The organism is Streptomonospora halophila (assembly GCF_039542725.1).
Taxonomy (GTDB): Bacteria; Actinomycetota; Actinomycetes; order Streptosporangiales; family Streptosporangiaceae; genus Streptomonospora; species Streptomonospora halophila.
This window is the reverse complement of sequence record NZ_BAABIK010000029.1, coordinates 55,845-68,705: the sequence shown is the minus strand read 5'-3', so window position 1 is coordinate 68,705 and position 12,861 is coordinate 55,845. Positions and strand designations below refer to the sequence as shown.

The window sequence follows — 12,861 nt, the reverse complement described above, 5'->3', positions numbered from 1 at the left end:
CCCCGGCGCCGCGGAGCACGACAGCCACGCACCTCAGGGCGCCGCGGAGAAGCGCAGCGGCACGTGCCCCCGGCGCCGCGGAGCACGACAGCCACGCACCTCAGGGCGCCGCGGAGAAGCGCAGGAACGCCCCCACGCCGTCCTGCGCGTCGCCCGGGTCCGGAAGCCGGGAGAACGACGCGCTCGTGGCCTGGGCTGCCCGCAGCAGCAGCGAGCCCGCGGGCGCCTCGAACGCCTCGGCCGGGTCGGTGAGGCGGGCGCGGTCGTCGGAGACCTCCAGCGGGTCGGTGGCCGACGCCCACAGGTTGCGCTCGCCGGTGCGGTCGCCGGAGATCATCAGGCGGCCCACCTGGCCCGAACGCAGCGCCTCACACGTGGCGCTCATCCCCTGGACGGCCCGGCCCTCGCGGCCGAGGTCCTGCTTGAAGTCCTCCATCAGACCCGACCGCAGCGCGACGGCGGTCCGGCGCAGCCCTTCCTCCACCGACTTGCGCAGCTCGGCGATCGCGTCCGGGTCGCCCCGGCCGCCGCCCGAGATCTCGATCAGCATCTCGGCCGTGCGGTGGCTGAGGTGCTCGCGCACCTTGCCCAGAGCGCGCTCGTCGCCGCCGACGAACACGGCGGCCGCCTGCACGTCCTTGACCGCCTCCTCGACGTCGTGGGCGACCTCGGCGGCGTTGGCGAACCACACCTCCTCGGTGTGGCGCTGGTGGTGCTTCTGCCGCCAGCCGCCGGTGGGGACCTTGTTGATGTGCAGGGTCGCCCCGCTGGTGTGGCGCTCCTCGGAGAGGTCACCGTAGGCGGGGTAGGCGTAGATGTCGGCGCCCTCCCGGTCGACGGCCACCACCACGTAGGGCAGTCCGTCGTCGAGGTCGCAGACCAGCTCGACCGGCTCGGGCACCGGCATCAGCGCCGCGCGGTCCTGCGGAGGCGGTCCCGAGAGGGTGTACGCGGCGATCAGCTCGCCGCCCGAGGCGAACAGCGCCTCGCCCTGCGGCCCCGGTATGCCGTCGATCCCGCCTGCCGCGGAGTCGAGTGCCTCCAGCGTCGCCTCGTCGGCGCCGCTCTCCGCCAGCTCCTTGCGGAGCCCGCGCCAGCGCAGTCCGATCCGGTGCGCCGCGTCCTCCGCGGTGTGCGTGGTGTCCAGGTAGACCGAGGCGACCGGACCGGGCGCACGGTACAGCGGTTCCAGAAATCGCAGATCCATGATGGCTGGGCCGCAGCCGGACGGCCCGTCGTCACCTCCCGACGTTGCTGTGCTGCAAGGTGCAACGCGGGCGCCGCCGGCGTCCGCCGAAGCGCCCTGTCTGCGCCACTGCCCGAGCCCGCCGGACGCATGCGGCGAGGCGGGCACTCATTGCGTCCGTGCCCAGGCGTCGGCGCAGGTGGGCCGCTCGCCCTGGGCGCTCGGCGCCGTTTGCCCGGGTGCGGCGGCGGGTAGCCGCGAAGATCAACCGGAAACCACGACGATCGGCTGTGGAGGTGCCCGATGGAACGCGGCAGCGACAAGCACGGCCCCAAGCTCGACGACGAGCTGGAGAGCGAGATCCAGGGCATGCTCAAGGGCAACAAGCCCACGCGCGCCGAGGAGGAGCGCGAACCCGAACCCGTCGTCACCGACGAGGGCGAGTCGGCCACCGACCCCGCGGCCATGGACCCGGACGCCGAACTCCCCGAGGACGAGAGGCGCAACAGCTAGCCGCCGCGGGCCGGGGCCGGGCGAACCGCGCCCCGGCCCTCGCACCCCCACCCGCCTCCTAGTCGTCGCCGAGGGCCTGCGGCAGGGGGGCGCGGTGCGTCTGCCGGAGGGTCTCCATGTCGATGCTGAACCCGCCGTCGGGGTAGGTGAACGTCAGCGACGCGCCGCCGACCGTGCCGATCTCCGCGGCGGGCACGCCGTGCTTGCGGCACATGCGGGTGAACGCCTCCTCGTCCTCGGGATCGGCCACGACGACGGCGCGGGCGCCGGACTCGCTGAACAGGGCGGTGAAGGCGTCGTCGACGTGCACCGAGCACCCGATCCCGCCGCGCAGCGCCGACTCCGCCAACGCCACGGCCAGCCCGCCGTCGGAGAGGTCGTGGGCCGCCGCGAGCAGCTGCTCGTCGGCGGCCTCCGCCAGCAGGCGGGCCAGAGCCTCCTCGGCGTCCAGGTCCACCCGCGGAGGCAGCCCGCCGAGGTGGCCGTGGACGGCCTCGGCCCACACCGAACCGCCGACCTCCTCGGCGGTGGTGCCCAGCAGCAGGATGCGCGCTCCCGAGCCGTGCCGCGGTAACGCGGTGTTCAGCCGCGTGTGCACGTCGTCGATCACGCCCAGCACGCCGATGACCGGCGTGGGGTTGATGGCGGCCTCGCCGGTCTGGTTGTAGAAGCTGACGTTGCCGCCGGTGACCGGCGTCCCCATGCGCAGGCACGCGTCGGCCAGGCCCCGGGTGGACTCGGCGAACTGCCACATCACGCCCGGGTCCTCCGGCGAGCCGAAGTTCAGGCAGTTGGTGACGGCCAGCGGGCGGGCGCCGGAGGCGGCGACGTTGCGGTAGGCCTCGGCGAAGGCGGCCTGGGTGCCCGCGTAGGGGTCCAGGCGGGTGTAGCGGCCGTTTCCGTCGGTGGCCAGCGCGATTCCGCGGGTGCCGTCGTCGCCCACGCGGATCATGCCGGCGTCGTGCGGGGCCGAGAGCACCGTGTCGCCCCTGACGTAGCTGTCGTACTGCTCGGTGACCCACGACGGGTCGCACACGCCCGGCGCCGACAGCACGGTGAGCACCTGCTCGCGCAGCTCGTCGTCGTCGCCGGGGCGCTCCAGGGACTCCGGGATGTCGGCCTGCAGCGCGTCCTGCTCGGCGGGGCGGGCATAGGGGCGCTCGTATACCGGGCCCTCGTCGGAGGCGGTGCGCGGCGGCATGTCGACCACGGTCTCGCCGTTCCAGGTCATCACCAGGCGGCCGCCGCGCTCGGCCTCCTCGGGCGTGACGTCGGTGACCTCGCCGATGACACTCGCCTGGATGTCCCACTTGCGGCAGGTGTCCATGAACGCGTCCAGGCTGGCGGGCTCCACGACCGCCATCATGCGCTCCTGCGACTCGCTCATCAGGATCTCCTCCGGCGTGAGCGTGGAGTCGCGCAGCGGCACCCGGTCCAGTTCGATGCGCATGCCGCCGGTACCCCCGGCGGCCAGCTCGGTGGTGGCGCACGAGACGCCCGCCGCCCCGAGGTCCTGGATGCCCACGACCAGCCCGTCGCGGAACAGCTCCAGGCTGCACTCGATCAGCAGCTTCTCCAAGAACGGGTCGCCCACCTGCACGCTGGGCCGCTTGGCGTGGCTCTCGTCGTCGAAGGTGGCGCTGGCCAGCACCGATGCTCCGCCGATGCCGTCGGGGCCGGTCGTGGCGCCGAACAGCACCACCTTGTTCCCGGGGCCCGGAGCCTGGGCGAGCTTGATGTCCTCGTGGCGCATCACGCCCACGCACAGCGCGTTGACCAGCGGGTTGCCCGCGTAGCCCGCTCCGAAGCCGAGCTCGCCGCCGATGTTGGGCAGGCCCAGGCAGTTGCCGTAGAAGGAGATGCCCGAGACCACGCCGGGCAGGACGCGGCGGGTGTCGGGGGCGTCCAGCGGGCCGAAGCGCAGCGCGTCCATAACGGCCACCGGCCGGGCGCCCATGGTGAGGATGTCGCGGACGATGCCGCCCACGCCGGTGGCCGCGCCCTGGTGCGGCTCGACGTAGGAGGGGTGGTTGTGCGACTCGATCTTGAAGGTGACCGCGTTGCCGTCGCCGACGTCGACCACGCCGGCGTTCTCGCCCATGCCGACCAGCAGCGCGTCGCCGGCCGGCGCCTTCTCGCCGAACTGGCGCAGGTGGACCTTGGAGCTCTTGTAGGAGCAGTGCTCGCTCCACATCACTGAGTAGATCGCCAACTCGGCGGCGGTGGGGCGGCGGTCCAGGATGGTGCGGATGCGCGCGTACTCGTCGTCGGCCACGCCCAGCTCGGCGTAGGGCTGAGGGGTCTCGGGGGCGGCCTTCGCGGCGGCGACGGTGTCCGGTTGCGGTTGTTCGGGCATGCGGTGCTTTCCGTTCAGGGCGTGCTGGGCGGGGCGGCGGCGGATCGGGCGCGGCGGGCCGTCGGCGGGGCGGGCCGTCGGCGGGGCGGGCGGTTCGGTCAGGAGTCCGGCTCCTGGGCGTGCATCAGCATCAGGCCCGCGCTGGCGTCGGGCGCGTTCACCGGGGTGGCGGTGATCAGCACCTGGCCGTCGGTGAGGTAGCTCTCGCCGAGCGGGACCTCATCGGGGTCCTGCTCGTTGTTGGGCAGGACGCGCGCCCAGCCGTTGTCCAGCAGGTGCTTGAAGACCTTGTCGATCGCGGCGTCGCTCGCCTTGTCGGAGTCCTGCTTGTGCTCGCCGCCCTTCAGGGTGACGCCGACGATGCGCACGCACTCCACGTCGGGGCACTGCTCGCCGAAGTCGGTGTAGCCGGCCCCCTTGGGCGCATCGCCGAGCGCGTCCATCCCGGGGGCCGCCACCGGCGACGCGGCGTTGCCCGGGGCCGGGGTCTGCCCGCCCGCCTGGCCGGAGTCGGCGCTGTCGAGGGCGTCGAACAGGCCGATGGCCCCCGTGGCGACCAGACCCACGGTCAGCACGGCGACGAGCACGACCATGGTCGGTCTCGCCCGCAGCCGGTTCATGATGCGCATACCGTCCCCCTGGGTGTCGCGTCAGCGGTCGTCAGCCGGTCGCGGCGGCGGCCGCGGGGCCGGTCTCGGCCAGGTGCGCGAGGAGGGACGTGAAGAAGCCGAGTCCGTCGGTCGACGCGCCGGTCAGCTCCTCCACGGCGTGTTCGGGGTGGGGCATCAGGCCGACGACGTTGCCATGCTCGTTGCTGATCCCCGCGATGCCGCGCCGGGCGCCGTTGGGGGCCTCGCCCACGTAGCGCGCGACCACCCGGCCCGAGCGCTCCAGCTCGTCCAGTGTCGCCTCGTCGGCGACGAAGCTGCCCTCGCCGCTCTTGAGGACGATGCAGACCTCCTCGCCCTCGGTGTAGCGGTTGGTCCAGGCCGTGGCGGCGGACTCGATCCGTACCCGCTGATCGCGGTTGATGAACCGCAGCGACCGGTTGCGGGTGAGCGCGCCGGGCAGCAGGTGGCTCTCGCACAGGATCTGGAACCCGTTGCAGATGCCCAGCACCGGCAGGGAGCCCTCGCGGGCGGCGGGCACCAGTTCGGTCATCACCGGGGCGAACCGGGCGATGGCGCCGCAGCGCAGGTAGTCCCCGTAGGAGAAGCCGCCGGGCAGGACGACGGCGTCGACCCCCCGCAGGTCGGAGTTGTCGTGCCAGAGCGACACGGGCTCGGCGCCGGCGAGGCGGACGGCGCGGGCGGCGTCCCTGTCGTCGAGGGAGCCGGGGAAGGTGACGACGCCCACACGGGCTGCCATGGACACTCTCCGGGGTTCGGTCGGTGGAGCCGGGCGCCGTGTTCGGCCGGGCGGCTACCGGCGCTTCCGTCCCCGAGGTTACCTGCTGGCCTCGGCCCGCGGTTCAGCGCAGGACAGGCTCCAGCCGGCTCCACTCGCCGGGCTCGGGCGGCCCCGGCCGGCACTCGCTGAACCGCTTGCGCATCCGGACCCGCGTGGTTCCGTCGGGATCGGCGTCGACGGAGACGTCCTCCATGACATGGCGCATCATAAGAATGCCCCTGCCCGACTCGGCTTCGAGGTCTGGCAGGGGCACCCGGGCCGGATTGAATCCGGGCCCGGTGTGGGCCACCTCAACCACGCACATGTCGGTGCGGATCCGCACCGCGACCCGGTAGCCCGACGAGGGCGCACCGTGGTCGACGGCGTTGGCGCAGGCCTCGGAGGAGGCGAGGAGAATGGGGAATCGGCAGTCGGCGCAAACACCGGTGGTGCGCAGCGCCTCACCGAGGAAGTCCCGCATCACGGCAACGGTGTACGCCTGTCGGGGAAGCGCAATCGAGAAATTCACTTCCATCGCAAGCCCTCACGACCGGTAGGCACATTGTGGAACCTTCCCGGGGCGGGGGCCGCGAAACGGACATGGACGCGAGTTGGCCGGATGCGGCAGGTGACGTGGCGATTCCACTCGGCGAGCAATCCTGGGCAGTGGGCTCCGGAGAATTCGGGTCACCACCGGCGCGCCGACTGGACGTGTCCTATAACACAGTGGGATTGGCGCGCCCTATTCCACGCGCAGCGAGAAGTCCTCGATAACGGGATTGGCGAGCAGGGTCTCGGCCATGCGCCGCACCTCGGCGAGTTCGGCCTCGCCGGCCTCGCCGTCGATTTCCACCTCGAAGCGCTTGCCCTGCCGGACCTCCCGGACGCCGGAGAAGCCGAGCCGGTCGCTGGCGCCGACGATGGCCTGGCCCTGGGGGTCCAGGATCTCGGGCTTGAGCATGACGTCAACCACGACGCGGGCCACGGGGTCCTCCACTGATCGGTCGGCGGCGAGTTCGAAGATGTCGATGAGACCGCTTCCGCGGTTAGCGGGGCGGTGGCAGCAGAAAGCGTACGGCACGAAGAACCGCCGTGCGGGCCGCTCCGGCGGCGTCTACGCTGGAAGGAGGTGGAAGCGCCCACCTACCGACCCCGCCTTCACAGCAGGCGCACCGCGGCGGGGTCCGTTCCCGCCCGCCGCCTTCGTCCCGGACGACAAGGCCGCCCGCCGCGTTCCCGCCCACGGGGCCGCTCGCGACGGAGGGCGGGGAGCGGACTCGCAGGGAAGCCGCACCCGGCGTGACGCGCTGCGGCCTTTACCTTACGTTGACCGGTTGCGGATGCCGTTCGGCCGTTTCCGTGACCAGTATCACCCGGTCCGCAGGCATCACCCGAGAGGCTCGCGTGCGTCTAACAAAGCAGTAACAAGGCCGGTCGTCCCATAGGGGGAGATTTGACGACCATCGAACTGGAGCGTAGGAGCGGAGCCGACCAGCCCAACGAGGAGCTCGACTTCGCCACCGCCGTCACCCCGTACGCCGATCAGCTTTACCCCACGGCGCTGCGCATGACCCGCAACTCCGCCGACGCGGAGGACCTGGTGCAGGAGACCTTCGCGAAGGCCTTCGCGAACTTTCACCAGTTCAAGGCGGGCACCAACCTGCGCGCGTGGCTGTACCGCATCCTGACCAACACGTTCATCAACGGCTACCGCAAGAAGCAGCGGGAGCCCCGCCAGGACTCCACCGACGAGATCAAGGACTGGCAGCTCGCCGCCGCCGACACCCACGCCTCCACGGGATCGCGCTCGGCCGAGTCGGAGGTGCTGGAGCGCCTGCCCGACTCCGCCATCCGGCACGCGCTTGCCGCGCTGCCCGAGGACTTCCGGCTCGTCGTCTACCTCATCGACGTCGAGGGCTTCACCTACAAGGAGGTCGCGGCCCGCATGGACACGCCCTTGGGCACCGTGATGTCCCGTCTGCACCGCGCACGCCGCCAGCTTCGCGAGCACCTGGGCGACTACGCCCGGGAGCGCGGCGTCCGCGCCGCGGCCTGACCCGGCCGCACACCGGCCGGCACGGCCGCGTCCCTCGTCGGCCCAGGCAACCGCTGCCCCGCACGCGGCCCCGCCCCGTCGGCCGGATCCGCATCCGCGGCGCCGCCCCCGGCGGAAGGCGCGACCCGCGGACCACGTTCCGTAACCGGACTCCCATCGGCTGTAACCCATCCGACCATCCGCTGAGCGGTCTACCGAAGCGCCGCCGCCCGACCGGGTCAGCGGCGCCCGCCGCGGGACGGCCGCTCGCCCTCCGCCCCGCCTCTGGTCAGCGAGAGCCGGGCCCCGCCTGTCCCGATCCACATCGGCACCTTGGCCAGGCAGCCGACGAGGAAGAAACCGAGCACGCCCGCCACCAGCACGGCGATGCCCGCCAGCCCGACGGTCGCGCCGCGGTCGCCGAGGTAGTCGTCCAGGCCGAAGCCGACGGCCGTCCCGAGGATCCCGGCGAAGGCGGCCAGGCCCGGAATCCAGCCGTAGCGGTGGATCGCGAGCCCGCCCAGGACGAAGGCGGCGAGCAGCGGCACGAGGATTCCCAAAGCCAGCACGGCGGCGGCGGCGCCGAGCACCGCCCACACCGCGGTCCACCACGGGCTCTCCGCGGGCACGCGGCCGTCCATGGTCCCGCCGGCGACCAGTCCGATCGCTCCGAGCGCCAGGGCGGTCGCCAACGAGATCCAGATGGCGGCCTTGAGCCACCGGGTCCAGCGCTCCATGAAGGAGAAGCCGAACCGGTAGGGATTGCGGTCCTCGGGCATGACGGGATGTTAGCCGCCCCCTGCCCGGGCCCGGCGGCGGGAGCGGACCGAGCGCGCGCCCGCCGGGACGGCCAGCGCGGTGTTCCGCGGACGTGTGCGCGCCCGGGCCGGTCGGCACCCGGTCGCCCTCCGGATCTGCCGCCGTCACCGTGTGTGACCGGACGGGGACCCGGGCGGCACCCCGGCCGCGCCCTCCCGGCGGCCCGCCGGGATCTTCGGACAACCTTGCTTTTGGTAGGAAGGCCTGGTAGTTGCGCTTTGCGGCTTCTCGGTCATCATGGAGCGGCGGATGAAAGTCGGCGCTGGGCCCTTGCGCGGCCAGCGGTGAGTTCTGTCACGATGTCGGTAGGGCTGTCCGCTGGAACCCGTTACCCCGGGTAAGCGGCAGAGATCCGGCCGACGTAGTGGTACCCCGCGAAACCGGCCCCGAGAACCCCAAGGAGCGACTGGTGTCGGACAACACCGCGCACGGAGAACCCGAGCTCGTCCAGCTCTTGACCCCCGAGGGAGAGCTGCGCGACCACCCCGACTACCCGCTGCAGATCAGCGCCGAGGAGATCCGCGGACTCTACCGCGACCTCGTCCTGGTGCGCCGCGTCGACACCGAGGCCGTCGCGCTCCAGCGCCAGGGCGAACTGGGCCTGTGGGCCTCGCTGCTGGGCCAGGAGGCCGCCCAGGTCGGCTCGGCCCGCGCACTGCGGCCGCAGGACATGGCCTTCCCCTCTTACCGCGAACACGGCGTCGCGTGGGTGCGCGGGGTCGCGCCCAAGGAGCTGCTGGGGCTGTACCGCGGTGTGACGAACGGAGGCTGGACGCCCGAGCAGCACGGCCTCCAGCTGTACACGATCGTCATCGGCAGCCAGACCCTGCACGCCACCGGCTACGCGATGGGCGTCCAGCGCGACGGCGCCACCGGCGAGGACGGAACGGCCGTCATCGTCTACTTCGGCGACGGAGCCACCAGCCAGGGCGACACCAGCGAGGCGTTCAACTTCGCCGCCGTCAACAACGCCCCGGTCGTGTTCTTCTGCCAGAACAACCAGTGGGCCATCTCCGAGCCGTCGGACCGCCAGACGCGCGTCCCGATCTACCGCCGCGCCGCGGGGTTCGGATTCCCCGGCGTGCGCATCGACGGCAACGACGTGCTCGCCTCCCTGGCGGTCACCCGCAAGGCCATGCAGCAGGCCCGCGAAGGCCAGGGCCCGATGCTGATCGAGGCGTTCACCTACCGCATGGGCGCCCACACCACCAACGACGACCCGACGCGCTACCGCGTGGCCGCCGAGCTGGAGGAGTGGAAGGCCAAGGACCCCATCCTGCGGCTGCGCACCCACATGGCGTCCGCGGGCATCGCCGGCGACGAGTTCTTCACCGGCGTCGAGGACGAGGCCGACCGGCTGGGCGAGCGCCTGCGCGCGGAGTGCCGGTCCCTGCCCGACCCCGACCCGCTGGACATCTTCCACGAGGTCTACGCCGAGCCCAACACCCAGCTCGACCTGCAGCGGGCCGAGTTCGCCGACTATCTGGCGTCGTTCGAGGACGCCGGCGCCGAGGGAGGGCGGTGACCATGAGCGTCAACCTCACGATCGGAAAGGCGATCAACGCCGGCCTGCGCCGCGCGATGGAGTCCGACCCCAAGGTCCTGGTCATGGGCGAGGACGTGGGCCGCCTGGGCGGCGTGTTCCGCGTGACCGACCAGCTGCACAAGGACTTCGGCGCCGACCGGGTCATCGACACCCCCCTGGCCGAGTCCGGCATCGTCGGCACCGCCATCGGCCTGGCCCTGCGCGGTTACCGCCCGGTCTGCGAGATCCAGTTCGACGGCTTCTTCTTCCCGGCCACCAACCAGACCTTCACCCAGCTCGCGAAGCTGCGCCGCCGCTCGGCCGGCGCGCTGAACGTGCCCGTCGTGCTGCGCATCCCCTACGGCGGCGGCATCGGCGCGGTCGAGCACCACAGCGAGTCGCCCGAGGCCTATTTCGCCCACACGGCGGGCCTGCGCGTGGTCACGGTCGCCAACGCCGTCGACGCCTACTGGATGATCCAGCAGGCGGTCTCCTCCCCCGACCCCGTGGTGTTCTTCGAGCCAAAGCGGCGCTACTACGACAAGGCCGACGTCGACACCGACGCCTCCGTCGACTCGGCCGCGCCGATGGGCTCCGCGCGCGTGGCGCGGGAGGGCGGCGACCTGACCCTGCTGGCCTACGGGCCCATGGTCAAGACCGCCCTGCAGGCGGCCGCGGCCGACACCGACCACTCCATCGAGGTGGTCGACCTGCGCTCGCTCGCGCCGGTGGACTACCCGACCGTCGAGGAGTCGGTGCGCCGCACCGGCCGGCTGGTCATCGCGCACGAGGCCCCGGTCACCGGCGGCATCGGCGGCGAGATCGCGGCCCGGATCACCGAGTCCTGCTTCTACCACCTGGAGGCCCCCGTCATCCGCGTCGGCGCCTTCGACACCCCTTACCCGCAGTCCCGCCTTGAGGAGCACTATCTGCCCGACCTGGACCGGATCCTCGACGGCGTCGACCGCGCGTTCGCGTACTAGAGGGGATCGGGAGACAACGTGAACCAGGTGAACACCGAACAGGCCGGCGGCGTGCGCGAGTTCCGGCTGCCGGACGTGGGCGAAGGACTCGTCGACGCCGAGCTGCTGCAGTGGTACGTGCAGCCCGGCGACGAGGTGCAGGTCAACCAGATGATCTGCGAGGTCGAGACCGCCAAGGCGGCCGTGGAGCTGCCCAGCCCGTACGCGGGCACGGTGCGCGAGCTGCTGGTGGAGGCCGAGAGCACGGTCGACGTGGGCACCCCCATCATCACGATCGACACCGGCGGCGGCTCGGCGGGCGATTCCGCCGGGACGTCTGATGCGGCGGGCGAGCAGGCCGAGGAGCGGGAGAAGCCGCTGGTCGGCTACGGCGAGCGCGCGGCGTCGACCACGCGCCGCCCGCGCCGCAGGCGGGCGGAGGCGGCGGCGGGCGGCGATGCCGCACCGCCGACGGCGCCGAACGGCGGCGCGGGCGAGCGGAACGGCCGGGCGGGCGCGGCCGGCGCGCGCACCGAGCAGGTCCAGCAGGCCGACAGGGCGGCGCCGGGAACCGGGGGAGGCTCCGCGGGCGGCGGAGCACAGGTGCGCGCGCTGGCCAAGCCCCCGGTGCGCAAGCTCGCCAAGGACCTCGGCGTCGACCTCGGGTCGGTCACCCCCACCGGACCGGGCGGCGTCGTCACCCGCGAGGACGTCCGCCGCGGCGCGGACGTGCCCACCGGAGCCGCGGCACCCGCCGTCCGGCCCGAGGCGCCCGAGCAAGAGGCCGGCCCGCAGGCCGCCGCCGCGCCGGCCGCCGGGTCCGGGGCGCGCGAGGAGCGCATCCCGGTCAAGGGCGTGCGCAAGCACACCGCGGCGGCCATGGTCCGCAGCGCGTTCAGTGCGCCGCACGTGACCGAGTTCCTGCAGGTGGACGTCACCGAGGCGATCGAGACCGTCGCGCAGCTGCGTGAGCGCCCCGAGTTCGCGGGTCTCAAGGTCTCGCCCCTGCTGCTTGTGGCGCGGGCGCTGCTCACGGCCGTGCGGCGGCACCCCGAGGTGAACGCCTCCTGGGACGACGAGACCCAGGAGATCGTGCGCAAGCACTACGTGAACCTGGGGATCGCGGCGGCCACGGACCGGGGGCTGGTGGTGCCCAACATCAAGGACGCCCACACCAAGCCGCTGCCGGAGCTGGCGCGGGAGCTGCAGACCCTCGCCGAGACCGCCCGCGCGGGCGAGGCCACCCCGGCCGACCTCGGCGGCGGCACGATCACCATCACGAACGTGGGGGTGTTCGGTGTCGACGCGGGAACGCCGATCATCAACCCGGGCGAGGCCGCCATCCTGGCGTTCGGCCAGATCCGCGACATGCCGTGGGTCCACGGCGGGGAGCTGGCGGTCCGCAAGGTGACGACCCTGTCGCTGTCCTTCGACCACAGGCTTGTGGACGGCGAACTGGGCTCGAAGGTTCTGCGGGACGTCGGCGCGATGCTGGAAGACCCCAAGACCACGGCGCTGATCTGGGGCTGACGCGCGAAGGCGCGAGCTGAGCGGGGCGGGAGGGCGCACCCTCCCGCCCCGCCGCACGTCCGGCCGCGGGGCGCAGACCTGCGGCGGCTCACTCAGAGTGCTCCGGCCGCGCCGCGATCGCCTTTCGCTGCGCGCGGAGCGCTCCGCGAGGTGTCCCGCTCACCAGACCGTGGCCAGCCACGCCGCGACGACCGCCAGCGCGATGAGCGCGGCGTTGAGCCCGGTCTCGCGCACCTCGCCGCGCACGAGGTGCAGACCGGTCGCCAGCACCTGGAGGACGGCGAACCCGGCAGCCGCCGCCACCGCCAGGAAGGGCGCGATGCCGGTCAGCGGGGGCAGGAGCAGACCGGCGACGCCGAGCACCTCCACGGCGCCGATGCAGCGGACCAGCCACATCGGGATCGTGTCGACCCAGCCCATCATCGGCTCCAGCCGCTCCCGGCTCTGTACCGCCTTCTTTCCGCCTGCGTAGAGATAGAAGACTCCCAGAAGCGCGGCGACGATCCAGTAGGCGAACTCCATGACGGCCCTTCCGATGGTTACGGC

Annotated in this window: 13 protein-coding genes; 5 read left to right on the top strand and 8 right to left on the bottom strand. The window is 72.7% G+C overall.

Going from position 1 to position 12,861, the window contains the following annotated elements; genetic code table 11:
* Positions 1-100 precede the first annotated feature (100 nt).
* A complete protein-coding gene (locus ABEA15_RS21020; protein WP_344148941.1) occupies positions 101-1,207 on the bottom strand; it encodes a baeRF2 domain-containing protein in 1,107 nt (368 codons plus the stop codon).
* 282 nt (positions 1,208-1,489) lie between these two features.
* Between ABEA15_RS21020 and ABEA15_RS21015 the strand changes: the two genes are divergently transcribed.
* Positions 1,490-1,699 carry a hypothetical protein gene (locus ABEA15_RS21015; protein WP_344148938.1) on the top strand — a complete coding sequence of 70 codons (210 nt, stop codon included), beginning with the start codon at positions 1,490-1,492 and terminating at the stop codon, positions 1,697-1,699.
* A 58-nt stretch (positions 1,700-1,757) separates the two neighbouring features.
* Here the strand turns inward: ABEA15_RS21015 and purL are convergent, their stop codons facing one another.
* The 5 genes from purL to purS all read right to left on the bottom strand — a co-directional run bounded on the left by purL (position 1,758) and on the right by purS (position 6,429).
* The gene (purL, locus tag ABEA15_RS21010) at positions 1,758-4,055 is read right to left on the bottom strand and encodes a phosphoribosylformylglycinamidine synthase subunit PurL (RefSeq protein WP_345558464.1); all 2,298 of its coding nucleotides are present in this window, start codon (positions 4,053-4,055) and stop codon (positions 1,758-1,760) included.
* Between the two features lie 98 nt (positions 4,056-4,153).
* On the bottom strand, positions 4,154-4,684 hold the full coding sequence (locus tag ABEA15_RS21005) for a hypothetical protein (protein WP_345558462.1): 531 nt from the start codon (positions 4,682-4,684) through the stop codon (positions 4,154-4,156).
* Positions 4,685-4,715: 31 nt separating this feature from the next.
* Positions 4,716-5,423 carry a phosphoribosylformylglycinamidine synthase subunit PurQ gene (gene purQ, locus ABEA15_RS21000; protein ID WP_344148929.1) on the bottom strand — a complete coding sequence of 236 codons (708 nt, stop codon included), beginning with the start codon at positions 5,421-5,423 and terminating at the stop codon, positions 4,716-4,718.
* Between the two features lie 103 nt (positions 5,424-5,526).
* Positions 5,527-5,979 carry an ATP-binding protein gene (locus ABEA15_RS20995; RefSeq protein WP_344148926.1) on the bottom strand — a complete coding sequence of 151 codons (453 nt, stop codon included), beginning with the start codon at positions 5,977-5,979 and terminating at the stop codon, positions 5,527-5,529.
* 207 nt (positions 5,980-6,186) lie between these two features.
* A complete protein-coding gene (gene purS, locus ABEA15_RS20990; protein WP_344148959.1) occupies positions 6,187-6,429 on the bottom strand; it encodes a phosphoribosylformylglycinamidine synthase subunit PurS in 243 nt (80 codons plus the stop codon).
* A 468-nt stretch (positions 6,430-6,897) separates the two neighbouring features.
* Here purS and ABEA15_RS20985 point away from each other — a divergent pair, with 468 nt between their 5' ends.
* Positions 6,898-7,500, top strand: a complete 603-nt coding sequence (locus ABEA15_RS20985) for a sigma-70 family RNA polymerase sigma factor (RefSeq protein WP_344148923.1) — start codon at positions 6,898-6,900, stop codon at positions 7,498-7,500.
* Positions 7,501-7,718: 218 nt separating this feature from the next.
* Here ABEA15_RS20985 and ABEA15_RS20980 read toward each other — a convergent pair whose 3' ends face one another.
* On the bottom strand, positions 7,719-8,258 hold the full coding sequence (locus ABEA15_RS20980) for a hypothetical protein (protein ID WP_345558459.1): 540 nt from the start codon (positions 8,256-8,258) through the stop codon (positions 7,719-7,721).
* 449 nt (positions 8,259-8,707) lie between these two features.
* Between ABEA15_RS20980 and pdhA the strand changes: the two genes are divergently transcribed.
* From pdhA to ABEA15_RS20965, 3 genes are read left to right on the top strand one after another with little or no spacing between them, the layout of a single operon-like run.
* The gene (pdhA, locus tag ABEA15_RS20975; protein ID WP_344148917.1) at positions 8,708-9,823 is read left to right on the top strand and encodes a pyruvate dehydrogenase (acetyl-transferring) E1 component subunit alpha; all 1,116 of its coding nucleotides are present in this window, start codon (positions 8,708-8,710) and stop codon (positions 9,821-9,823) included.
* Between the two features lie 2 nt (positions 9,824-9,825).
* On the top strand, positions 9,826-10,806 hold the full coding sequence (locus ABEA15_RS20970) for an alpha-ketoacid dehydrogenase subunit beta (RefSeq protein WP_344148914.1): 981 nt from the start codon (positions 9,826-9,828) through the stop codon (positions 10,804-10,806).
* Positions 10,807-10,824: 18 nt separating this feature from the next.
* On the top strand, positions 10,825-12,315 hold the full coding sequence (locus ABEA15_RS20965; protein WP_345558457.1) for a dihydrolipoamide acetyltransferase family protein: 1,491 nt from the start codon (positions 10,825-10,827) through the stop codon (positions 12,313-12,315).
* 159 nt (positions 12,316-12,474) lie between these two features.
* Here ABEA15_RS20965 and ABEA15_RS20960 read toward each other — a convergent pair whose 3' ends face one another.
* On the bottom strand, positions 12,475-12,837 hold the full coding sequence (locus ABEA15_RS20960) for a DoxX family protein (RefSeq protein WP_345558455.1): 363 nt from the start codon (positions 12,835-12,837) through the stop codon (positions 12,475-12,477).
* Between the last annotated feature and the right edge of the window lie 24 nt (positions 12,838-12,861).

Coding starts and splice junctions, on each gene's coding strand:
- ABEA15_RS21020 (WP_344148941.1), bottom strand. CDS start 1,207: ATGGATCTGCGATTTCTGGAACCGCTGTACCGTGCGCCCGGTCCGGTC.
- ABEA15_RS21015 (WP_344148938.1), top strand. CDS start 1,490: ATGGAACGCGGCAGCGACAAGCACGGCCCCAAGCTCGACGACGAGCTG.
- purL (WP_345558464.1), bottom strand. CDS start 4,055: ATGCCCGAACAACCGCAACCGGACACCGTCGCCGCCGCGAAGGCCGCC.
- ABEA15_RS21005 (WP_345558462.1), bottom strand. CDS start 4,684: ATGCGCATCATGAACCGGCTGCGGGCGAGACCGACCATGGTCGTGCTC.
- purQ (WP_344148929.1), bottom strand. CDS start 5,423: ATGGCAGCCCGTGTGGGCGTCGTCACCTTCCCCGGCTCCCTCGACGAC.
- ABEA15_RS20995 (WP_344148926.1), bottom strand. CDS start 5,979: ATGGAAGTGAATTTCTCGATTGCGCTTCCCCGACAGGCGTACACCGTT.
- ABEA15_RS20980 (WP_345558459.1), bottom strand. CDS start 8,258: ATGCCCGAGGACCGCAATCCCTACCGGTTCGGCTTCTCCTTCATGGAG.
- ABEA15_RS20970 (WP_344148914.1), top strand. CDS start 9,826: ATGAGCGTCAACCTCACGATCGGAAAGGCGATCAACGCCGGCCTGCGC.
- ABEA15_RS20960 (WP_345558455.1), bottom strand. CDS start 12,837: ATGGAGTTCGCCTACTGGATCGTCGCCGCGCTTCTGGGAGTCTTCTAT.